Below are 22034 nucleotides of genomic sequence, written 5' to 3'. Positions count from 1 at the left end.
TGCTCGGCTACCGGATACGAAACAAAAGGGAAGTCGGCAACTATATAGGCCCGGCGCGATTTTTTCACGCCTGGAGGACCAAGCGGGCGGGTGGTCGGGTAGGATAGCCGCCTGATTTGCTCGGTCTTTATTTGGAGTCCTGCCATGAGCACCGTTTCCCGCGCCCAAGTCGAAGCGACCCTGCGCCAGTTCACCGATCCCCACCTCGACCAGGACCCGGTCAGCGCCGGTTGCCTGCGCGAAATCGATATCCAGGGCGGCAAGGTCCGTGTGCGCCTGGAGCTGGGTTACGCCGCCGGGCTGTTCAAGTCCGGCTGGGCGCAGATGCTGAAGATGGCCCTGGAGAACCTGGACGGCGTGGACAGCGCGGACGTGCAGGTGGATTGCGTGATCGAGGCGCACAAGGCGCAGGAGCAGGTGCCGGCCCTGGCCAACGTGAAGAACATCATCGCCGTGGCCTCCGGCAAGGGCGGCGTGGGCAAGTCCACCACCGCCGCCAACCTGGCCCTGGCGCTGGCCCGCGAAGGCGCGCGGGTGGGCATCCTCGATGCCGATATCTACGGCCCCAGCCAGGGCATCATGTTCGGCATCCCCGAAGGCACCCGGCCGAAGGTGCGTGACCAGAAGTTCTTCGTGCCCATTGAGGCCCATGGCGTGCAGGTGATGTCCATGGCGTTCCTCACCGACGACAGCACCCCGGTGGTGTGGCGCGGCCCGATGGTTTCCGGCGCACTGATCCAGCTGATCACCCAGACCGCCTGGGAAGACCTCGACTACCTGGTGGTGGATATGCCGCCGGGCACTGGCGACATCCAGTTGACCCTGGCGCAGAAGGTGCCGGTGGCCGGCAGCGTGATCGTCACCACCCCGCAGGACCTGGCCCTGCTGGACGCCAAGAAGGGCGTGGAGATGTTCCGCAAGGTGAACATCCCGGTACTGGGCGTGGTGGAGAACATGGCCGTGCACATCTGCTCCAACTGCGGTCACGCCGAGCACCTGTTCGGCGAGGGCGGCGGCGAGAAACTGGCCGCGCAGTACGGCGTGGAACTGCTGGCGTCACTGCCGCTGTCCATCGCCATCCGCATGCAGTCCGATGGCGGCAAGCCCACCACCATCGCCGACCCGGAAAGCCAGATCGCCATGATCTACCAGCAGATGGCCCGCTGCGTCGGGGCGCGCATCGCGCTGTCCGACCAGGCGGCCACCGCCATGCCGAACATTACGATCAGCGACGACTGACGTTCCGGCCATCCGGCGGGGCCTTTGCCCAGGCCAGCGCCGGACTGTAAGATTCGCGGTCAATTTTTCAGCCCCTGACAGGACGCCCGCCATGACCATCAAATCGGATAAGTGGATTCGCCGCATGGCGCTGGAGCACGGCATGATCGAGCCGTTCGTCGAGCGCCAGGTGCGCGGCGCGGACGATAGCCGGGTGATTTCCTACGGCGTTTCCAGCTACGGCTACGACGTGCGCTGCGCCGCGGAATTCAAGGTGTTCACCAACATCCATTCCGCCGTGGTGGACCCGAAGAACTTCGATGAGAAGAGCTTCGTGGACATCAACAGCGACGTCTGCATCATCCCGCCGAACTCCTTCGCCCTGGCGCGCACGGTCGAGTACTTCCGCATTCCCCGCGATGTGCTGACCATCTGCCTGGGCAAGAGCACCTATGCCCGTTGCGGCATCATCGTCAACGTGACCCCGCTGGAGCCCGAGTGGGAAGGCCACGTGACCCTGGAGTTCTCCAACACCACCAACCTGCCGGCGAAGATCTATGCCCACGAAGGCGTGGCGCAGATGCTCTTCCTGCAGTCGGACGAAGCCTGTGAAGTGTCCTACAGGGACCGTGGCGGCAAGTACCAGGGCCAGACCGGGGTAACCCTGCCCAAGGCTTGAGGCCGATCCGCAACGAAGAAGCCGGGCAATGCCCGGCTTTTTAGTGCCTGCGATAGACGTTCAACTGCGCTGGCTGCACTTCCACTCAGGGGGAGATGCGCGAGCTGAGCCTGATCTCAGGCCCGGTTTCGTAGGTTGCGTAGAGGAACGAAACCCAACGTGTCCCTGCCCATCACCGCGCACTCTGACGGGGCAGGCCTTCGGCCTGCCCCTTCTAAAGGTAAGCGAAGAGCATCAGGCGCGAGCCACCCTTCGCCGCATCAGGGCACCAGCGGCAGGATGCGCTTGTGCTGGGTGTTGTCGTAGGTGCGGACGATGGTGGCGTACGCCTCGGGGCTGACTTCCTGGCCGTGGAGGAAGGCGTCGATTTCCTCGTAAGTCACGCCATGGGCCTCTTCGTCCGGCTTGCCAGGACGCAGTTCTTCCAGGTCGGCGGTGGGCACCTTGTGTACCAGGGAGTCCGGCGCGCCGAGGTAATCGGCGATGCTGCGCACCTGGTTCTTCACCAGGCCGGAGAGCGGAGCGAGGTCGCAGGCACCGTCGCCGAACTTGGTGAAGAAGCCCATCACGGCCTCGGCGGCGTGGTCGGTACCGATCACCAGGCCGTTGTTGGCGTTAGCGATGGCGAACTGGGCGACCATGCGGATGCGCGCCTTGATGTTGCCGGTGACGAAGTCGCGGCGGGCATCGGTGAGGTGGTTCAGGTGCGTGACCTGTTCGGCCAGGCCGATCACGCTGTCGGCGATGTTGACGGTCTCTTCTTCATCGGCGCGGATGAAGTTCATCGCTACCTGGGCGTCCGACTCGTCGTGCTGGACGTTGTAGGGCAGGCGCACGGCGATGAAGCGGTAGCCTGCATCGCCGGTTTCGGCGCGCAGTTCCTCGACGCTTAGCTGGGCCAGGCGCCCAGCGGTGGTGGAGTCGACGCCGCCGCTGATGCCCAGCACCAGGACCTTGAGGCCGGACGTGCGCAGGCAGTTCTTGATGAAGGCCTTGCGGCGTTCGATTTCGGCCACCAGGGCGGCTTCGTTGGCGAAGGGCGGAACAACGTCCAGGGCTTTGGCGATTTCTTGCTGGCGGTTGCTGCTCATGTGCGGAGTCCTTACTGGGCGTCGGTGACGCGGAAAACGTGTTTCAGGTAGGTGACGAAGTTCTCGTCACGGCATTGGGTCTTGCCCTGCGCATCAGAAATCTTCGCCACCGGCTGGCCGTTGCAGCCGGTCATCTTGATCACGATGTTCATGGGCTCGACGCCGGGGATGTCGCAGGTCAGGTTGGTACCGATGCCGAAGCTGACGTGAATCCGCCCGCGCAGGGCACGGTAGAGCGCCAGCGCTCTCGGCAGGTCGAGGCCGTCGGAGAATACGAGGGTCTTGGTCAGCGGGTCTATGCCGAGCTTCTCGTAATGCCGAATCGCTTTTTCCGCCCACTCCAACGGATCGCCGGAGTCGTGGCGCAGGCCATCGAAAAGCTTGGCGAAGTACAGGTCGAAGTCGGTGAGGAAGGCCTGCATGTTGATGCAATCGGTCAGGGCGATGCCAAGCAGGCCTCGGTATTCGCGCACCCAGCAGTCGAGGGCGGCGATCTGGCTGTCGATCAGGCGCGGGCCGAGTTGCTGGTGGGCCATCAACCATTCGTGGGCCATGGTACCGATGGGCTTGAGGTCGTACTCGCGAGCCAGGTGCACGTTGCTGGTGCCGACGAAACGCCCGGGAAAGTCACGCTTGAGGATGTGCACCACTTCCTCCTGGACCCGGTAGGAGAAGCGCCGGCGAGTGCCGAAATCGGCCAGTTGGAAGCCTTCCAGTTCGTCGTCGGTGGCGTTGGCCTTGAGCCAGTCGAGCTTGCGGTAGAGCTGCTCGCGGGCCTGGACCAGCCGGACATCTCGATAACGGTAGCGGTTGCGCACCTCGCTGATGATCGCCAGTAGCGGGATCTCGAAGAGGATCACGTGCAGCCACGGGCCGCGCAGGCGCACGCAGAGCTGTCCGTCCTCGATGCCCAGTTGCAGGTAGCGCAGGTTGAAGCGAAAGAGGCTGAGGAAACGGGTGAAATCCGGCTTGATGAAGGGAATGCGTTCGAGGAAGTTCAACTGGTCCGGGGTGATGGAGATGTCCGCCAGCTGCTCGATCTGGTAGCGAATTTCCGCCAGGTGGGGCGTCAGGTCTTCATCGTTGCGGCAACGGAACTCCCACTCGACTTCCGCGTTGGGGTAGTTGTGCAGCACCGCCTGCATCATCGTCAGCTTGTAGAAGTCGGTGTCCAGCAGGTTCTGAACGATGCGGCCGGAAAAGGCGCTGTCAGCCATGGTCGGGTCTCGAAGCTCCGGGCAGCCGGAAAGGGGCAGGGCGCAGGATGCGGCAAGGTCCCGGCGATGTGCAAGACGGCTGGAATCGGCCAAGCCTTGTAGGGGCCAATTCATTCGCCAACCGGAATGCAGTTCCGGCCAGCGGCATCGAAGGGGGATGCGGTGCATCCCTTGGCAAACGAATTCGCCTCCACAGGAAAAGCGGCTCCCTGCCGGCGGCAGGCAAAAGAAAAGGCGCCCGGGGGCGCCTTGAAATGTGATCTATGGAGTAAGTCCACTGGATCAGAGCGACTGGGCGGTGGGAAGTTCCGCCAGCGCCCGATCATTTTTGCGGGGTCAGCATCAGGCGTTTGGTGCCGTAGACGGCATCGAGGTTCTGCGGCTGGAAGGGGAACTTCATGTAGCGCGCCTTGAGCCAGGCATCAATGCCGTCGGCGTAGTGCGGGCTGGCCGGGTTGCCGGACTGGCCTGAGCTGTTCATGCCGAGCATGGGTTCGGGCTGGCCGAAGTCGACGATGATGCGCATGGCCGGGATGAGCCAGGTGTTGAAGTCCTGCCCCCAGTGGTAGGCCGAGACGTTGAGGGTGCTGTGGTCGCCGCCGGCCGGGTAGGGGCCGCGATCCAGATAGCCCTTCAGGGCATTCAGGCCGGTGCGCTGGCTGGCGCTCATGTGCGGCGCCAGTTGGGTGCTCTCGGTCACCCATTCATAGGTGTGCAGCTTGCCCCATTGCCAGGCCTTGCGGTCTGCGCCCAGTCGGCTTTCGGCGTAGCTGACGGCGGCAGCCAGGCTGCGCGCGAGGATGGCCGGTTTGTCTTCCGTCTGCGGGGTGCTGACGTCGTCCCAGAACGGGCTGTCGACGCGGCCCAGCAGGTGGTCGGCCTGGGCCGAGTAGGAGAGGTCGGCGGTCTGCACCAGGGCGCGCCAGGCCGGGCTGGTTTCCGGGCCGAGTTCGTCGAGGAAGATCTGCCGCGCGCTTTCGTGGAGGAAGGCGCCGTAGTAGGCGGCGTCGGCCGACGTGGGGCTGAGACGGCCGTCGAAGGCCAGCAGGCGGTCGAGTCCTTCCTGGGCCTTGGCGCGGTCGGCGGCCGGCAGGGCGTTGATGGCCTGCTTGAGCGGCTGGGCCATGCCCGGCTCCTGCAGCATGGTCTTGAGCTTGGCCGGGAAGGGGCTGGTCTGGTCGTACTGCATGGCGATCATGCTCTGCCAGTCGTGCTTGCCACTGCCGGCGAGTTCGGCAATGCGCTCGGCGCGCTCCGGGTAGTACCAGGAGTTGGACAGCTGCACACCGTAGCCGCCCTGTACGGTGCGGTGGTTGGCGGTGCCGAGCCAGCCCTGGGCCGGGTCCTGGTCGTAGGGGTGGAGCATGGGGTCGGCGTAGCCGTCCCAATCGTAGCGGCCATCCCAGCCGGGGGAGGGCAGCAATCCGCGGCCTTCGCGGCGGTTCGGATAGCGGCCGGTGACCTGCCAGGCGATGTGCTGGGCGTCGGCATAGAGGATATTCAGGGCCCCGGCGCGGATGTTCCGGGTCGCTTCATGGGCTGCTTCCACCGATTGTGCGCGCGACAGGGCGAAGAAGGCGTCCAGGGACTGGTCGGCCTCGAACTGGCTGGTCTGCAGGGCGATGCCGTAGCCGCTCTTGATCTCCAGTGGCTGCAACGGGTGCTTGCGCTGCCCCAGGACGGAGTTCAGCAGCGGGCCGTGGCGGGTTTCGTAGATCACCTCACGCACTGGGCGCTCGCCCTTGATGAAGAAGGTTTCCCTGCGCTCGCTGGCAGGTATCCATTTGCCGTTGGCCTGGTAATAGAGACGGCTGCCCTCGCGCTTGATCTTTTCCAGGAACAGGTCCTGGTTGTCGCCCATGACCATGGTCATGCCCCAGGCCAGTTTGCCGTTGTAGCCGGCGACTACGGCCGGCACGCCGGCAATGGAAACGCCCGCTGCCTGGAATTTCGGCGAGCGGATCTGCACGAAGTTCCACACCGAGGGCATGGACAGCGGCAGGTGGGTGTCGTTGGCCAGGATGCTGCGGCCGGTTCGACTCTTCTGCGGTGCGATGGCCCAGTTATTGGAGGCCGCGACGCCGAGCATGTTCAGCGCAGCGATCTGGCCGGCGGCGTCGTTCAACGCGGTCAGGCCGGGAATCTGGCCACCGAGCTGCAGGCCCTTGAGCTTCTCGGCTTCTTCGAAGGGCAGCGGCTCATCCGGGTAGATTGGGGTCAGCCAGGCCAGCTTGTCGGCGCCGACCTTCTGCGCCATGACCAGGGAGGCGATTTCTTCCTGCAGGTTCACCGCCAGGCCGAAGTTCAGCAGGCTGAACACCAGCACCGAGTCTTCCGGCTTCCAGTACGCCGGCTTGTAGCCGGACTCGGCCAGGTCCATCGGCAGTTTGTCGCGGTAGCGGTACAGGTAGGCGTTGACACCGCGGGCGTAGACTGCGAAGAACTCCTTCAGGCGCGGCGAGGCGTTCTTGTAAAGGATGTCGGCGCTCTTGCGCAGGTTCACCGCGCGCATGAAACGGTCGATTTCCAGCACACCGGGGCCGGCCATTTCGGCCAGGCGGCCCTCGGCCATCAGACGCAGGCCGACCATCTGGCTGAGGCGGTCGGAGGCGTGGACGTAGCCAAGGGTGAACAGGGCGTCGTGGAAGGTGGTGGTTTCGATCAGCGGCATGCCCAGCGGGTTGCGGCGGATCGAGACGCTCTGAGCCAGGCCCTTGACCGGTTGGAAACCGGAGGTGGGCGGCAGGCTGCTGGAGTAGCGATTGTCCAGCCAGGATTGGCAGCCGCTGAGGCCGATCATGGCGCCAGCGGCGGCGGCAACGCAGAACCGGGGAAGGAAGCGCTTGAAGGCTGGCAAAGCCATGGAACGGGCTCTCCTGAGAGGGGCATCTGATCAAACGCGCTACGTTAGTGAGCCGCCCCGCGCCGTGCAAGCGCCGTCCAGCCTACTTTTTCACGGCAGCCGGATTCACCTGTTCCACCAGCGCGTAGGCGCGAACAGTAGCCGGACGGGCCTGGATGTCCAGGTACCAGCGCTTGAGGTTGGGGAACTCGTCCAGGTTCTGCTCCTGCCACGGGTGGCGGTCGATCCAGGGGTAGATGGCCATGTCGGCGATGCTGTATTCGCTGCCGGCAACATAGCTGCGGTCTGCCAGGCGCTTGTCGAGTACGCCGTAGAGGCGCGCGGTCTCTTTCACGTAGCGCTGGATGGCGTAAGGCAGCTTCTCCGGAGCGAAGCGGTTGAAGTGGTGGTTCTGCCCGGCCATCGGGCCAAGTCCGCCCATTTGCCAGAACAGCCACTGCAGGCATTCCTGGCGGCTGCGCAGGTCCTCGGGGATGAAGCGGCCGGTCTTCTCGGCCAGGTAGAGCAGGATGGCGCCGGACTCGAACAGCGACAGCGGCTCACCACCGTCCGCCGGCTCGTGGTCGACGATGGCGGGGATGCGATTGTTCGGCGAGATTTTCAGGAAGTGCGGCTGGAACTGCTCGTCCTTGCCGATGTTGATCGGGTGGACGCGGTAGGGCAGGCCGGTTTCTTCGAGGAACAGGCTGATCTTGTGGCCGTTGGGGGTGGTCCAGTAGTACAGGTCGATCATCTGGAAGTCTCCAAGGGGTATTTGCTCGGTCCTGAAACGAACAGGCCCGCACTAGGCGGGCCTGGGAAAGTGCGCGGGCGTCAGGCGCCGTGGCACTTCTTGAATTTCTTTTGACTGCCGCAGGGGCAGGGATCGTTGCGGCCCACTTCTTTCAGCGGGTTGCGCACCGGCTCCTGGTGGCCGTGGTTGCAATGCGGGCCATGGACGTGGTGCTGATGATCGTGGTCATGGTCATGGTCGTGGTTGCAGTTCGGACCATGGACGTGGGGTTCTTGACTCATGAAAGTTCTACTCCGGGATGAAACTGCCGGGGATTATCTCGCCATTGCGGCTGAGGTGCACGCTCTTGCCGAACATCAACCCGGTCTTCACTTCGCCCTGGAGGCGGTACTTGATGGGCTCGTCGGGTTTTTCCAGGAGCTTGACGATGTACTTCATGTGGCGCCACAGGTTGGTGCGCACCGGGACATCGAACGTCTGGCTGCCATGGGCAGGCACGGTGAACCAGGTGCTGGATTCGCCTGAAGCGAGCTTCACGTCATTGAGGTGAACGGTGTAGACGAGCCCGCGCACTGGCAGGCTGACATCGTTGGGATTGTCGATGCGAAAGCGCAGCACGAACTGTTGTTCCAGCAGCTTGGCACGCACCACGTCCACCTTGAGCAGGCGCACGTCGGGGTCCTGGAAGCTGTCGCTGATCCAGGTGGAACATCCGCTGAGGCCCGAAAAAGGGAGGGCCAAGAAAAACAATAGGCTGAGAATTCTTATCATTTGCGCCTGGGAAAACATTGCAATACTCCAAGTGACGCTCCAGTGTAACAAGCAACTGCTTGGCCGCAACCTGTTGTGGGCCGAAAAAAACCTGCGCCATACTGCAGGGCAATTCGGACAGGAGTGTGACCAATGGGGCGTTACGAGATCGCCTTTTCCGGGAAGCTGGTATCCGGTGCTCGACTGGAACTGGTGCAGGCCAACCTCGCCAAATTGTTCCAGGCGGATGCCCAGCGGATTGCCATGCTGTTCTCCGGGCGGCGCGTAGTCCTGAAGAACAACCTGGATGAAGCCGCCGCAGAGAAATACCGCTCGACCCTGGAGCGCGCAGGCGCGCTGGTCGAGGTGGTGTTCATGGAGCCTGAAATCGAGGAAGTCGAACTGGCCCCGCCGCCCGAACCCCAGGTCCAGTCCGCGCCGGCAGTTTCCCGGGTCCAGTCCGCCGCGCCGGGCCGTTTGAAGGTGGCGCCGCGCGATGAGTACATGGCCGCCTTTGTCGGAGTGGATGCACCGGACTTTGGTATCGCCCCGGTCGGCGCGGACCTGCAGGACGCCAAGCCGCAGGCAACGGCCCCGCGTTTCGACCTGTCGGCCCTGAGCTTGGCGCCAGTCGGTAGCGATATGGGCCAGGAGAAGTCGCCTCCGGCTGCCCCTCCGCCAGATACCTCCCATCTGCGCCTGGAAGAGCGCAAATAGAGTGCAAGAGGCCCGCAGTTCGCGGGCCTCTTCGTTGGTGGTTCAGAAGTAACTCGAACAGCACTTCTTGAATTTCTGGCCACTGCCGCAGGGACAGGGGTCGTTTCGCCCTGCCTTGACCACGACGGTCGGGTCGAGGAAGTACCAGCGGCCATCCGTTTGGACGAAGGCGGACTTTTCACGGTGGCTGTGTTCACCCGACTGGTCATGCCAGCGCGCGGTGAAGGTGACGAAGGCGTGCTCGGGCTGGCCGCCAAGGAGCTCATGGCCTTCCACCTCCAGGCCGAGCCAGGTACTGGAAAGGCTCCAGGCGCGAATTGCATCGACGTTCAGGTCCGCGCGCTGGGCGGGCAGTGTAGTTTCCACCAGGTAGTCCACCAGCCCCAACACATAGGCGCTGTAGCGAGAACGCATCAGTGCCTCGGCGCTGGCGGCGGGGTGGCCGGCGTGATGGCGGCCGCAGCAGACATCGAGGAGGTTGCCGCTACCACAGGGACAGATCGCAGTGCTCATGGCTTACCACCAGTACTTGCCGAAGTTTTCCGGGTTGGCCCAGAACTTGGCGTTCAGCCAGTCGGGGACCTGCTTGTACTCGCGCAGGTCGTAGGTGAAAAGGGTCAGGGTCTGCTGGTCGCGGCGGAAGCGTTCGCTGGCCTGCAGCGCCAGGGAGAAGAAGTCGGTGTCCTGCCAGCCACAGGCGTTGAGGTCCGCGAGCACGGCTACCCGGCTGGCATTCAGGTTGCGAATGCCACCCAGCAGTTGCAGGCCGGTGCGTTTGGGCAGGTGTTCCAGGCAGTCCGCCAGCAGCGCAAGGTCGAAACGACACCCCGCCTGCTCCGGCGGCAACGGGCCGGCGGGGACCTGCATCACCTGGCTGTCCGGGTGGGCGGCAGCAAAGGCTTCCAGTGCAGGGAGGGGGCTGTTGCCTACCAGAAGCAGGCTGCGCGGGGCATAACGTTCGAGCAGAGCCGCGAGGGCTTGCTGGGGCGTGCGGGAAGAGAAGCTGTCAGTCATTGAAAATCCTCGAACCAGTGGGGCAAGACTAGCCTGAAGGCAAGACATGGCCTAGTGCTGGCGGTTTCCGGGGCTGGCGTCTTTACTCCCTATTTGTCGGTATGGGCCGATTCTAAGAGGAGACTCGCTTATGAGCATTACACGGACAGCTTTACCCCTTCTTCTTGTGACCAGCTTGCTGACCGGCTGCGCCGGCTTGCAGAAAACCGACTGGCCCAAGTGCGCTGCAGTAGGGGGTGTGGTAGGTGCGGGACTGGGTGCGATTGAAAGCAGTACCTATGCTGGCTGGGGCGCCCTGATCGGCGCGGGTACTGCAGCCGCCTATTGCTGGGTTCATGGCGATGGCGACGAAGATGGCGATGGTGTGCTTGATAGCCGCGACAAGTGCCCTGGCACTCCGCCCGGTACCCAAGTGGACGCCGATGGCTGCCCGCTCAAGGTAGAAGAGCCGGTGGTCGAAGAGGTCGTCGAGCATGAAACCATTGTTGTCCGCGACCTGCTGTTCGCATTCGACTCCGCCAAGCTTGACCCGGCCGACGAAGCCAAGCTGGACACCGTTGCCAGTCGCCTGAAGAACGAAGCCCCCGACGCCAAGCTGACCATCACTGGTCACACCGACAGCGTTGGCTCCGATGCCTACAACCAGAAACTCTCGGAGCGCCGTGCTCAATCGGTTGCCGACTATCTGGTGAGCAGTGGTATCCCGGCTTCCAACATTCTCAGTGTGGGTGGTGCGGGTGAAAGCCAGCCGTTGGCCGACAACGCCACTAAGGACGGTCGTGCGATGAACCGTCGAGTGGAAATCCAGATCGACCGCTAAACCCCAGGGAAATCCACGGCGTACGCCTTGTGCGCCGTGGTCTCCGGGTCTTAACTCCTGTGTTACCGGTTTGGCCGGTGGCACAGGAGAATCATCATGGGCAAGCAGCTTCCCCGGGTTGCGATTTCCCTTCTTCTGGTCAGCAGTTTCCTGTCTGGTTGCGCCTCCACGTCCAGTGACGGCAGTGCGGCGTTGAATCAGGGGAATTGGCCAATCTGCAGTCTGATCGGTGGTCTGGTGGGCGGTGGCCTGGGTGCCATCGAGAGTTCCGCGTGGGCGGCCGGCGGTGCCGCAGCCGGCGCGATTGCCGGTGGACTCATCTGTTATGCCCAGGATGGCGATGCCGATGGCGACGGCGTTTTCGATCGCCGTGACAATTGCCCGAATACACCATCCGGTTTGACTGTCGACTCTCGTGGCTGCCCGGAGCGGACCTACCCGCAAGCGCCTGTCGAAGCTCCGCCACCCCAGGATGAAGTGATCGTACTCAGCGACATGGGCAATGTGCTCTTCGCCTTCGATTCCGCCGAGCTGACCTCCACGGCCAAGGAGCAGCTGGTGGCTATTGCCAACCGCCTGACCGGTGCCAATCTGGTCAGCGTCAAGGTGGTAGGCCACACCGACAGCACCGGGGCCGACGCTTACAACCAGGGATTGTCCGAACGCCGGGCGCAGAGTGTGGCGGATTTCCTGGCGAGCGAGGGCGTGCCGGCCGGCAAGTTGACGGCTGAGGGCATGGGCGAAAGCCGGCCCGTGGCGGACAACGGAACGGATGCCGGACGTGCGCAGAATCGCCGGGTAGAAATCCATGTTGATCGCTGAATGACGCTTACACCCGAAACCTAGGGGCCGGCCCCAGCCCCACGCTTATCCCGGCGACGCTCTGGTGCGCCGCCGGCCTTCGGCGTATGTTCCGCAAAACTAAAACAATGCTAGGGGGAAGGCATGCGTCTAATCATGGGGCTGGGCAAGCTGGTTGCCCTGTTGTTCTGGCTGGTGGTGATCGCCAATCTGATCTCACCTTTCGCCAGGCCATTCGAGATGCTGCTGAACGGTGCCGGGTTGTTGCTGATCCTGGTGCACCTGTTCGAAATCATGCTGTTCAATTCGCTGCTTCGCGGCCGTGCCAGTCCCTGGCTGGATCGCATGCAACTGCTCCTGTTCGGCGTTTTTCACCTGCTCAGCATTCCACGTCACGCCGCCAAGGAGGCCGGTCATGCGTAAGTTTTGCTTGCTGGCGGTTCTTGTCGCGCCGATGGCCTTGGCCCAGGGTCAGGTGAAAGTGGATGCCCACAACTTCCTCAAGCTACCGCAGAGAGTAGGCAGTCTCAGCCTCGATCAGGTCGAGGTTGCCGACCACGCTACGCTGCTGATCCCGGCGGGTGTCACCGAGCTGAAGATCGGTGAACTGCGCATGGGGCGCGACGCGCGTCTGGGCATCGCGCCATCCGCGCAGGCGTTCCGCCTGGAAGTGCAGCGAGGAGAGATCGGCACCGGTAGCCATATCACGGCATCGGGTGCGGCCGGCAGCATGAACAGGCCGGCCAGCGCCGGCCGTAACCTCGATCTGCGCCTGGTGGATGTCCGTGTGGACGAGATCACTCTGGACGTGCGTGGCGGCATCGGCGCGCCCGGTCGTCCGGGGCTGGATGGTGCCGATGGTGACGCGGCTGGATGCCTGTGGGGCCAGGCAGAGCGGGGCTGGGATGGCCAGCCCGGCGAGAATGGCGAAACGGGTGGCGCCGGTGGCCAGGTGCGCCTGGAAGTGCCTGCAACCTTCCCGGTGGCGCAGGTGCGCGTCCGCCTGGAAGGCGGTGCCGGTGGTGCGCCGGGCGAGGGGGGCGCGGGTGGGCATGGCGGAGCCAGCAAGGGCTGTCTGCTCTACAAGGCTGACGGCGCCAGGGGTGGACGCGCCGGGCAGCCCGGCCACCCCGGTGCTGCCGGCGCTACCGGCAGCCTCAAGGTCGTACGTTTCTGAACGAGAGATGGCGCACAGGGACGTGCGCCTGAATTCAGAAACTGGGGCGGATGGCGACAATCGTCACCAGTGCCAGCCCGATCAGCAGATTGAACCCCACCACCCGGCGGATGCGACCCAGCACCGCACCACCCTCCGGCCAGTTCTCGGCATTCACCGCCGTGCGCAGCTGCGGCAGCAGCAGGGCGCTGACCCGCAGGAACAGCGCCAGCATCGCCACGTACAAGCCGATCATCATGTGCACGTAGCGCGGCGCCGCTTCCATGCTGGCGTACGACAGGTGCAGCATACCGACCCCGGTAAAGGGCAGTACCAGCACCGCCGGCCATACCCATTGGAAGAAACGGCGGAACACGTCCAGCCACAGGCGTAGTCGGGCCGGGGGTTCCAGGGTGGTGACGGCGGCCGGCCGCAAGATCATCCAGGCGAAAAACATGCCGCCGACCCAGATAAGGGCGGCCAGCAGGTGCAGGGCGTAAAGGGCAGCGTGGGCAGTCATCCGGTGAACTCCATTCGGCGGGCAAAATAAGGCGCGCTATCATAGCCGCCCTGTTAAAGTACTGAAAATTTATCCAGCTCCCGCCTTCATTACTGTCCATGCTCAGCACCGAACTCAAGTCCCAGATCCAGGGCGCCTACAGCCGTTTTCTCGAAGCCAAGGGGCTCAAGGCCCGCTATGGCCAGCGCCTGATGATCGCCGAAGTGGCCAAGGTCCTGGGCGCTATCCCTGTCGACGACGAAGGGCATCGCGAGGGCGAGCCCGCGGTGGTAGCGGTGGAAGCGGGGACGGGTACCGGCAAGACGGTGGCCTACAGCCTGGCGACCATTCCTGCCGCCAAGGCCGCGGGCAAGCGTCTGGTGATTGCCACCGCCACCGTGGCCCTGCAGGAGCAGATCGTCCACAAGGACCTGCCCGACCTGATGCGCAACAGCGGCCTCAACTTCAGCTTCGCCCTGGCCAAGGGCCGTGGTCGCTACCTCTGCCTGTCCAAACTCGACATGCTGCTCCAGGAAGGCCAGGCGCAGAGCGCCACGGCGCAGTTGTTCGAAGACGAAGGTTTCAGGATCGACGTCGATGAGAAGGGCCAGAAGCTGCTCAACCAGATGATCGAGCGCCTCGCCGGCAATCGTTGGGACGGTGATCGCGATTCCTGGCCCGAAGCCATCGAGGACCCGGATTGGGCCCGTGTCACCACCGACCACAGCCAATGCACCAAGCGCCATTGCCCGAACTTCCAGCAATGCGCCTTCTATAAGGCGCGGGAAGGCATGACCAAGGTGGATGTGATCGTCACCAACCACGACATGGTGCTGGCCGACCTGGCCCTGGGCGGCGGTGCCGTGCTGCCGGACCCGCGCGACACGCTTTATGTATTCGACGAAGGCCACCACCTGCCGGACAAGGCCATTGGCCACTTCGCCCATTACACCCGCCTGCGCTCAACCGCCGACTGGCTGGAGCAAGTAGCCAAGAACCTGACCAAGCTGTTGGCGCAGAACCCCTTGCCGGGTGACTTCGGCCGCCTGATGGAAGGCGTGCCGGAACTGGCGCGGGAGATCCGTACCCACCAGCAGTTCATGTTCAACGCCTGTGAGGAAATCGCCGACTTCCGTGCCGGCGAGGACATGGAAGGTCGCGACCGCCCGCGGCACCGATTCGAGGCCGGCGTCGTACCCGAGCACCTGCGGGAACTGGGCATCGAGTTGAAGAAGGGCTTCTCCAGGCTGCATGACGTCTTTACGCGGCTCACCGAACTGCTCAAGGAAGCCATGGACGGTGAAGCCAGCATCGGCATCGCCAGCCACCAGGCCGAGGAGTGGTATCCGCTGTTCGGCAGCTTGCTGTCCCGCGCCCAGGGCAATTGGGAGCTGTGGACCGCGTTCACCGCCGAAGACCCGGAAGACAGCCCGCCGATGGCGCGCTGGCTGACTCTGGCCGAGAGCGGTGCCTTGCATGACATCGAGGTCAACGCCAGCCCGATCCTGGCGGCGGAGACCCTGCGTCGCAACCTGTGGAACGTGGCCTACGGTGCCCTGGTAACCTCCGCCACCCTGACCGCCCTGGGCAAATTCGACCGCTTCCGCATGCGCGCCGGCCTGCCCAAGGTTGCCGTTACCGCCGTTGTGCCGAGCCCGTTCCATCACGCCGATGCCGGTCTGCTGCGGGTGCCTGATCTCAAGGCCGACCCCCGCGATGCGGCTGCCCACACCGCGGCTATCGTCCGTGAGCTGCCTGACCTGGTAGAGGGAGCGCGCGGCACCCTGGTGCTCTTCGCCTCGCGCCGGCAGATGCAGGACGTGTTCGAAGGCCTTGAGCGCGACTGGCGCAAGCGCGTGCTGATCCAGGGCAACCTGTCCAAGCAGGAAACGCTGAACAAACACAAGGCGCGGGTGGACGATGGCGAGTCCAGCGTGCTTTTCGGCCTGGCCAGCTTCGCCGAGGGCGTCGACTTGCCGGGCGCCTATTGCGAGCACGTGGTGATCGCCAAGATTCCCTTCGCCGTGCCGGACGACCCGGTGGAAGCGGCGCTTTCCGACTGGATCGAGGCTAGAGGCGGCAATCCCTTCATGGAGATCGCCGTGCCCGATGCCTCGCTGCGCCTGGTACAGGCATGCGGTCGACTGCTGCGTACCGAGGCAGACCGCGGCACCATCACCCTGCTGGATCGACGAGTGGTCACCCAGCGTTACGGTCGCGCCATCCTGGATGCCTTGCCGCCGTTTCGTCGCGAGATCGCCTGAGCGCCCTGAGCTCGACAGCCCGCCCTTGACGCTGTGCTCCCCCCATCTGCGATGATGCCGGGGTTTTGCGGGTGCCCCGTGGCATCCGCCTCGCCCGCTTCGTTCTGTCGCACCCATGGCGAGAGACGAACTTACTGCGGTCTATGCACTGCATTCTCTTGGGAACTCCGGTCCGATGCTTTCGACATCCAAACACCCCCTTCTCCTGGCCATCCTTCTCGGGCTGTCGGGAATCCCCCTGGCTGCCCAGGCAGAGACCCTGTTCAATTTTGTCCGTCCGCTGGACGCCGTGCAGGTGACCACCCAGGACGCCAGCCTGCCGAGCGTGACTGCCGAATCGACTGCCGAGGGTGAGATCCTGCGCCGGCTCACCTTCAACGTCGCCGAGAAGCCCAGCCTGCGCCTGACCCCGCAGAGCGGCAGCTGGGACTGGTCCAAGGCTGAGGCCATGAGCCTGCGTATCCAGAGTGCGCAAGACTGGGCGATCACCCTGGACGTTGCCATCGAGAGCACCGACGGCAAGGTCCTGACCACCCAGGTGGCGCTGCCGGCCGGCCCGGCGCAGACCCTGCTGGTGCCCCTGGCTGCCACTTCGCCCAATGCCCATGGCATGCGTGCGGCACCTCCAGTGCCCTGGACTCGGGACGGCCAGCGCTCGCTGCCTGCCACGTTGGTCAATGGTGAGTTGGACCGCAGCAAGGTCGCGTCCGTGACGCTTTCCCTGAACCAGCCGAACGCCGCCCAGAACGTGCTGCTTGGACGCTTCGGCACGGTGGAGGACGACCAGCAGGATGCCCTCTATGACGGCCTGATGGACGCCTATGGCCAGTACGCCCGCGCTGATTGGCCGGGCAAGGTGAAGAATGACGAGCAACTGAAGAAGGGCGCCGAGGATGAAGCGAAGCAGCTTGCCGGCTGGACGGCCAAGCTGCCGCAGCAGGATGTCTATGGCGGTTGGCTAGGCGGTGAAACCTTCGAAGCCAGCGGCTTCTTCCGGACGGAGAAGCGCAATGGCCGTTGGTTCCTGGTGACGCCGGAAGGCCATCCGTTCTTCTCTCTGGGCGTGAACGCAGTGACCCCCGGCCTGAGTCAGACCTACGTCGAGGGCCGCGAAGCCATGTTCAAGGCGCTGCCCAAGGACAACGAGCCCCTCGCCACTCACTTCGGCAAGGGCGACGACCGCGCCGAGACCGACGCCAACAAGGGCCGCGCCTTCAACCAGGGTCGTTGGTACGACTTCTATGGCGCGAACGTCGAGCGCACCTACGGCGGCAATGATCCTCAGCGTTGGATCAGCCACAGTCTCGACCGTCTCAAGGCCTGGGGCTTCAATACCGTCGGCAACTGGAGTGATCCGGCCTTCAACAACAGCCAGCGCATGCCCTACACCTTGCCGCTCTCCATCCATGGTGACTACGCCACCATCAAGACCGGCTTCGATTGGTGGGGCGGCATGCCCGATCCCTTCGATCCGCGCTTTGCCATGGCGGCGGAGCGAGCCATTGCCATTGCCGCCCGCGACCACCGTGACGACCCCTGGCTGCTTGGCTTCTTTGCCGATAACGAACTGGCCTGGGGCGGCCACGGTGAAGACCCGAAAGCGCGCTACGCCTTGGCCTATGGCACCCTGCGCCTGACCACCGACGTGCCCGCCAAGCGTGCCTTCCTCAAGCAACTGCGCGACAAGTACCGCAATCAGGCGGGCCTCTCCAAGGCCTGGGGCATCGAGCTGCAAGCATGGGAGCTGATGGAGGACCCGGGTTTCGAACCGCCGTTGCCGAATCCCGAACACCCGGCTATCGAGGAAGACTTCCAGCGCTTCCAGCGCTTCTATGCCGACACCTACTTCAAGACCATCGCTGACTCGATGAAGTGGCACGCGCCCAATCACATGCTGCTGGGGGGACGCTTCGCTGCCACCGTGCCCGAGGCCATCGAGTCCTGCGCGCAGTACTGCGATGTCATCAGCTTCAACCGCTACACCCGCGAGCCGCAGCATGGACTGGACATGGACCTGCTGCGTCGTCTGGACAAGCCGCTGATGATCACCGAATTCCACTTCGGCTCCCGTGACCGTGGCCCGTTCTGGGGTGGCGTTGCGGAGGTCTACAAGGAAGAGGAGCGCGGCGCGGCCTATGCCAACTACCTGAAAAAGGCCGCCGAGGAACCGCTGATTGTCGGCGCACACTGGTTCCAGTACCTCGATCAGCCGGCGACAGGTCGCCTGCTCGATGGCGAGAACGGCCACCTGGGGCTCGTCGCTATCACCGACCGTCCCTGGCAGGGCTTTGTCGATGTCGTGCGCAAGGCCAACCTGGGCCTGGCAGCCGGTATCAACAAGCAGGTGGAGCCGAAGGCGCCGGCCAAGCCTGCGGCAGCGCAGAAACCGGCCGCGCCAGTGAAAGAGGCCAGTCAACCCAAGGACGCACCGGCGGAGCAAACCAAGGCCGAGGAGCCCGCCCAGCCGGCGGCGCCCCAGCAGGAGGAAGCCGGGAAGCCCTGATGGGCGACCCGTCTTCGGCACGGTTCACAAGGGGCGGCAAGGCTGGAACAATGCCGCCTCCATTCATTTTTCAGGAGCAACCCGGTGCAGACCCAGGGCTATTTCGACTTGCGCTTCGAGGCGGCGAGAGACGCGTTCGCCGAACTCTTCGCTGACCCGCAGGAGCGCGGGGCCGCCCTTTGTGTGCAGGTGGGTGGGGAGACGGTGCTCGACGTCTGGGCAGGTGTGTCCGACAAGGATGGCCAGGAAGCCTGGCACAGCGACACAATCCTCAATCTGTTCTCTTGCACCAAGACCTTTGCGTCAGTGACCCTGCTGCAGTTGGTAGGGGAGGGCAAGCTCAACCTGGACGCCCCCGTGGCGCGCTATTGGCCCGAGTTCGCCGCCGCCGGAAAGGAAGGCATCAGTGTGCGTCAGTTGCTCTGTCATCGCTCCGGCTTGCCGGCGATTCGAACGGCGCTGCCGGCTGAAGCGCTCTACGACTGGGACGCGATGACCGCTGCACTGGCCGCCGAAGCGCCCTGGTGGACGCCGGGAAAAGCCCACGGTTATGCACCCATCACCTACGGTTGGCTGGTAGGCGAGCTGATTCGTCGTGCCGATGGCCGTGGTCCGGGGGAATCCATCGTGGCGCGTGTCGCCAAACCCTTGGGACTGGATTTCCACGTCGGCCTGGCGGATGAGGAATTCCACCGCGTGGCCCACATCGCCCGCGCCAAGGGCAACATGGGCGACGCGGCAGCGCAGCGGCTGCTCAAGTGCATGATGACCGAGCCGAATTCACTTAGTACCCGCGCCTTTACCAATCCCCCGTCCATCATGACCAGCACCAACAAGCCGGAATGGCGGCGCATGCAGCAGCCGGCGGCCAATGGCCACGGCAACGCGCGCAGCTTGGCTGGCTTCTATGCCGCCTTGCTGGACGGCCAGTTGCTGGACTCGGAACTGCTCTCCGAACTGACCCGGGAACACAGTCAGGGCGAAGACCTTACCCTGCTGACTGCCACCCGTTTCGGCCTCGGCTGCATGCTCGACCAACCGGACGTGGCCAACGCCACTTACGGCCTGGGCCGTTACGCCTTCGGCCATCCCGGTGCTGGTGGCTCCACCGGCTTCGCTGATCCGGAGCGCGAGCTGGCGTTCGGCTTCGTCACCAACACCCTCGGCCCCTATGTGCTGATGGACCCTCGCGCACAGAAGCTGGCGCGAGTGGTCAAGGACTGCCTGGGCTGAGCCACTCGTCAGATAGACTGTTTTTTTCTTTGCTGATTAAAGGCTTGCCGCCAGAATTTAAGCCAGATTGTGAAATTAAATCGCCATCATCCCGATGTTGGCGTGCGGCCTTCAGCGACTACGGAATCCTGCCCATGAAGCTGTTCAAGATATCCACCTTGATCCTCTGCATGTCTGCGTCCGGCTGCAGCATGCTTGGCCACCAGAAGGCCGAAGCCCCCGCCCAACCCGAGAAGGTTGCTTCTGGCAGCCACGGGTGGTGGCCGTTTGGCGGTGAAGCAAAAGCCAAGGCACCGAAGGTGGCCAAGGTGGACGTCAAGGCCACCCAGGCATGGCTCGACCAGTACGAACCGCGCCTGCGTGAAGCCGCGAAAGACAGCAAGCTGGAAGTGGAGCGCCGCGAGAACGTGCTGGTGGTGATCCTGCCGGTTGACCCATCGTTCAATCCGGATCGCCCGAGCATGCTCCTGCCCGTTACCCTGGGCCCGATTACCCGGGTGGCCAAGCTGGTGGAAGGCGATCCCAAGACCGCGGTGCTGGTGCTCGGCCACGCCGATACCTCCGGCAAGGATGAGACCAACCGCAAGATCAGCCAGGAGCGTGCCCAGTCCGTGGCCGCCATCTTCCGCCTGAGCGGCCTGCAGCGTGATCGCCTCTCCCTCAAGGGACTGGGTTCGGATATGCCGCGCGCGGCCAATGACAGCCAGCAAGGCCGTTCGCTCAATCGTCGTGTCGAGATGGTCCTGACGCCGCAAGCCACACTGGTTGCGCTGCTCGCCCAGTACAACACGCCGGCCAAGCCGCAGCAGTCGGGCAAGGCCGAGCAGGTGGTTGCGGCAGATCAAACCAAGTAGGCCGGGCTTGGGTAAGCTATTGGCTTTCCGACCACAGGACCGCCAATCATGACCCAGACCCTGGCCGATATGCGCCGTGACTACACCCGTGACGGGCTCAGCGAGGAGCAGGCTCCCGCCGAGCCTTTCAGCCTGTTCCAGAGCTGGTTCGGCGATGCGGTGAAGACCGAGCAACTGCCAGTCGAGCCCAACGCCATGACCCTCGCCACGGTGGATGCCGAAGCCCGACCCCATTGCCGGGTGCTGCTGCTCAAGGGCCTGGATGAGCGCGGCTTCACCTTCTTCAGCAATTACGACAGCGCCAAGGGCGAGCAGCTCTCGGCCAATCCCTTTGCGGCCATGACCTTTTTCTGGCCGGCCCTGGAGCGCCAGGTGCGCATCGAGGGAAGGGTAGAGCGAGTGACGCCAGCTGAATCCGACGCCTATTACCAGGTGCGCCCGCTGGGTAGCCGCCTGGGGGCCTGGGCTTCGCCGCAGAGCCGGGTGATCAGAGATCGTGTCGAGCTTGAGTCCCTGCTGGCGCAGACTGAACAACGTTTCCTCGACACGGCGCCCAGTTGTCCGCCGCATTGGGGCGGCTATCGCCTGCTACCCGAGCGCATCGAGTTCTGGCAGGGGCGGCCAAGTCGCCTGCACGACCGCCTCAACTATCGACTTGTCGACGGTGCCTGGGTGCGTGAGCGCCTGGCCCCCTGAACAGGCTCAGCCCTGCGCCTGGTAGCGATCGGCTGCCTGGCGCAGCCAATCCGGAAGCTGGCGCCGCTTGATGCCGGCCTCACGCGCCAGCGCCAGTTGCTCCAGCATGAAGGCCTGCTTGGCCTTGTCGCCTTCAGCCAGGGACAATGCGAGGTCGCGATCCATCCAGCGCTTGATGCGTACATAGAGCCACCAATGGAAGTACAGCCCGGCGGCGGTGGTGATTACGATGATGAAGTAGTCCATGGGCTAACCTTGGGTTACATGGGGCGTGGGAAATTTCCCAGGCTGCTGTCAGAAAACTGAATTCCGGCTGAACGAACCCTGAGTAGTTCGCCTGTTCGAGTGACAGCCTCCGCGGCGCGGAGTCTAATGGATAGGTACTCAATCCTGGAGGAAATGCTATGCGTAAACCCGTCCTGCTGGTCGCCTCTTTCACGGCAGTGGCACTGGCATTGGGTGGCTGTCAGTCGAGCCTGACCGGTGACACCTATTCCCGTGACGAGGCTCGGCAAGTGCAGACCGTGCGCATGGGCATGATCGAATCCCTGCGCCCGGTGAAGATCGAGGGTACCAAGACGCCAATCGGCGCCGGTGCCGGTGCGGTGGTCGGCGGTATTGGCGGCAGCACCATCGGCGGTGGCCGCGGCAGCGCGGTTGCAGCGGTGATTGGCGCGGTCGCGGGTGGCCTGTTGGGTGCTGCGGCTGAAGAGGGCATTACCCGTACCCAGGGTGTAGAAATCACCGTACGTGAGGACGATGGCTCGATGCGCGCCTATGTCCAGGAAGTCCAGCCCAACGAAATCTTCCGCGTTGGCGAGCGCGTGCGCATTCTGACGGTCAACGGCACCAGCCGCGTCGCCCACTGAAGCTAAGCTGCCCCAATCGGGACAGCTTGTTCGTTCCCGTCCAGTCCCGAAAAGAAG

22 protein-coding genes and 1 pseudogene are annotated in these 22034 nt (G+C 64.1%); 13 read left to right on the top strand and 10 right to left on the bottom strand.

Annotation, left to right across the window (positions count from 1 at the left end):
• The first annotated feature begins 144 nt into the window (after positions 1 to 144).
• Positions 145 to 1239 carry an iron-sulfur cluster carrier protein ApbC gene (apbC, locus tag G559_RS0126015; protein WP_028631035.1) on the top strand — a complete coding sequence of 365 codons (1095 nt, stop codon included), beginning with the start codon at positions 145 to 147 and terminating at the stop codon, positions 1237 to 1239.
• A 91-nt stretch (positions 1240 to 1330) separates the two neighbouring features.
• A complete protein-coding gene (dcd, locus tag G559_RS0126010; RefSeq protein ID WP_028631034.1) occupies positions 1331 to 1897 on the top strand; it encodes a dCTP deaminase in 567 nt (188 codons plus the stop codon).
• A 260-nt stretch (positions 1898 to 2157) separates the two neighbouring features.
• Here dcd and nadE read toward each other — a convergent pair whose 3' ends face one another.
• The 6 genes from nadE to G559_RS0125980 form a co-directional block, all read right to left on the bottom strand.
• Positions 2158 to 2988 carry an ammonia-dependent NAD(+) synthetase gene (gene nadE, locus G559_RS0126005; RefSeq protein WP_028631033.1) on the bottom strand — a complete coding sequence of 277 codons (831 nt, stop codon included), beginning with the start codon at positions 2986 to 2988 and terminating at the stop codon, positions 2158 to 2160.
• 11 nt (positions 2989 to 2999) lie between these two features.
• Entirely contained in the window at positions 3000 to 4205 is a 1206-nt protein-coding gene (gene pncB, locus G559_RS0126000) for a nicotinate phosphoribosyltransferase (RefSeq protein ID WP_028631032.1), read from the bottom strand.
• Between the two features lie 322 nt (positions 4206 to 4527).
• Entirely contained in the window at positions 4528 to 7068 is a 2541-nt protein-coding gene (locus tag G559_RS0125995) for a penicillin acylase family protein (RefSeq protein WP_028631031.1), read from the bottom strand.
• Between the two features lie 82 nt (positions 7069 to 7150).
• Positions 7151 to 7801 (bottom strand): glutathione binding-like protein, encoded by a 651-nt coding sequence (locus tag G559_RS0125990; RefSeq protein ID WP_028631030.1) that lies wholly within the window; start codon positions 7799 to 7801, stop codon positions 7151 to 7153.
• Between the two features lie 80 nt (positions 7802 to 7881).
• Complete coding sequence (locus tag G559_RS0125985) at positions 7882 to 8082, bottom strand: SEC-C metal-binding domain-containing protein (RefSeq protein ID WP_028631029.1); 201 nt, start codon at positions 8080 to 8082, stop codon at positions 7882 to 7884.
• A gap of 7 nt (positions 8083 to 8089) precedes the next feature.
• Positions 8090 to 8590: an LEA type 2 family protein gene (locus G559_RS0125980; protein ID WP_028631028.1), complete on the bottom strand. Its 501-nt coding sequence runs from the start codon at positions 8588 to 8590 to the stop codon at positions 8090 to 8092.
• A 114-nt stretch (positions 8591 to 8704) separates the two neighbouring features.
• On the opposite strand from G559_RS0125980, the gene G559_RS0125975 reads away from it, so the two are divergent.
• Positions 8705 to 9268 carry a hypothetical protein gene (locus G559_RS0125975; RefSeq protein WP_028631027.1) on the top strand — a complete coding sequence of 188 codons (564 nt, stop codon included), beginning with the start codon at positions 8705 to 8707 and terminating at the stop codon, positions 9266 to 9268.
• Positions 9269 to 9310: 42 nt separating this feature from the next.
• Here the strand turns inward: G559_RS0125975 and G559_RS0125970 are convergent, their stop codons facing one another.
• Entirely contained in the window at positions 9311 to 9781 is a 471-nt protein-coding gene (locus G559_RS0125970; RefSeq protein WP_028631026.1) for a YchJ family protein, read from the bottom strand.
• Positions 9782 to 9784: 3 nt separating this feature from the next.
• Positions 9785 to 10282 (bottom strand): DUF6231 family protein, encoded by a 498-nt coding sequence (locus G559_RS0125965; RefSeq protein ID WP_028631025.1) that lies wholly within the window; start codon positions 10280 to 10282, stop codon positions 9785 to 9787.
• 130 nt (positions 10283 to 10412) lie between these two features.
• Here G559_RS0125965 and G559_RS0125960 point away from each other — a divergent pair, with 130 nt between their 5' ends.
• The 4 genes from G559_RS0125960 (at position 10413) to G559_RS0125945 (ending at position 13080) form a co-directional block, all read left to right on the top strand.
• Positions 10413 to 11102 (top strand): OmpA family protein, encoded by a 690-nt coding sequence (locus G559_RS0125960; RefSeq protein ID WP_028631024.1) that lies wholly within the window; start codon positions 10413 to 10415, stop codon positions 11100 to 11102.
• A gap of 96 nt (positions 11103 to 11198) precedes the next feature.
• Entirely contained in the window at positions 11199 to 11924 is a 726-nt protein-coding gene (locus G559_RS0125955; RefSeq protein WP_028631023.1) for an OmpA family protein, read from the top strand.
• Positions 11925 to 12047: 123 nt separating this feature from the next.
• Entirely contained in the window at positions 12048 to 12326 is a 279-nt protein-coding gene (locus tag G559_RS0125950) for a DUF1145 domain-containing protein (protein WP_028631022.1), read from the top strand.
• Complete coding sequence (locus tag G559_RS0125945) at positions 12319 to 13080, top strand: hypothetical protein (RefSeq protein WP_028631021.1); 762 nt, start codon at positions 12319 to 12321, stop codon at positions 13078 to 13080. Before G559_RS0125950 ends, G559_RS0125945 begins: the two co-directional genes overlap by 8 nt.
• Before the next feature lie 34 nt (positions 13081 to 13114).
• Here G559_RS0125945 and G559_RS0125940 read toward each other — a convergent pair whose 3' ends face one another.
• Entirely contained in the window at positions 13115 to 13579 is a 465-nt protein-coding gene (locus G559_RS0125940; protein ID WP_028631020.1) for a CopD family protein, read from the bottom strand.
• Between the two features lie 98 nt (positions 13580 to 13677).
• Between G559_RS0125940 and dinG the strand changes: the two genes are divergently transcribed.
• The 5 genes and pseudogenes from dinG to pdxH all read left to right on the top strand — a co-directional run bounded on the left by dinG (position 13678) and on the right by pdxH (position 21108).
• Complete coding sequence (gene dinG / locus G559_RS0125935; protein WP_028631019.1) at positions 13678 to 15822, top strand: ATP-dependent DNA helicase DinG; 2145 nt, start codon at positions 13678 to 13680, stop codon at positions 15820 to 15822.
• A gap of 175 nt (positions 15823 to 15997) precedes the next feature.
• A complete protein-coding gene (locus G559_RS0125930) occupies positions 15998 to 18325 on the top strand; it encodes a beta-galactosidase (protein ID WP_028631018.1) in 2328 nt (775 codons plus the stop codon).
• 84 nt (positions 18326 to 18409) lie between these two features.
• The gene (locus G559_RS0125925) at positions 18410 to 19558 is read left to right on the top strand and encodes an EstA family serine hydrolase (protein WP_028631017.1); all 1149 of its coding nucleotides are present in this window, start codon (positions 18410 to 18412) and stop codon (positions 19556 to 19558) included.
• Positions 19559 to 19749: 191 nt separating this feature from the next.
• Positions 19750 to 20409, top strand: a pseudogene (locus G559_RS0125920) (OmpA family protein); the annotation flags it as partial.
• 51 nt (positions 20410 to 20460) lie between these two features.
• Positions 20461 to 21108 (top strand): pyridoxamine 5'-phosphate oxidase, encoded by a 648-nt coding sequence (pdxH, locus tag G559_RS0125915; RefSeq protein ID WP_028631015.1) that lies wholly within the window; start codon positions 20461 to 20463, stop codon positions 21106 to 21108.
• A 6-nt stretch (positions 21109 to 21114) separates the two neighbouring features.
• On the opposite strand, the gene G559_RS0125910 is transcribed toward pdxH, so the two are convergent.
• Positions 21115 to 21354 (bottom strand): hypothetical protein, encoded by a 240-nt coding sequence (locus G559_RS0125910; RefSeq protein ID WP_028631014.1) that lies wholly within the window; start codon positions 21352 to 21354, stop codon positions 21115 to 21117.
• Between the two features lie 158 nt (positions 21355 to 21512).
• Between G559_RS0125910 and G559_RS0125905 the strand changes: the two genes are divergently transcribed.
• A complete protein-coding gene (locus tag G559_RS0125905) occupies positions 21513 to 21977 on the top strand; it encodes an outer membrane lipoprotein (RefSeq protein ID WP_028631013.1) in 465 nt (154 codons plus the stop codon).
• Positions 21978 to 22034 lie beyond the last annotated feature (57 nt).

This window comes from Metapseudomonas resinovorans DSM 21078 (assembly GCF_000423545.1).
GTDB classification, from domain to species: Bacteria; Pseudomonadota; Gammaproteobacteria; order Pseudomonadales; family Pseudomonadaceae; genus Metapseudomonas; species Metapseudomonas resinovorans.
Note: the sequence above shows the minus strand (reverse complement) of the source record. Positions and strands in the feature narration are given on the sequence as shown.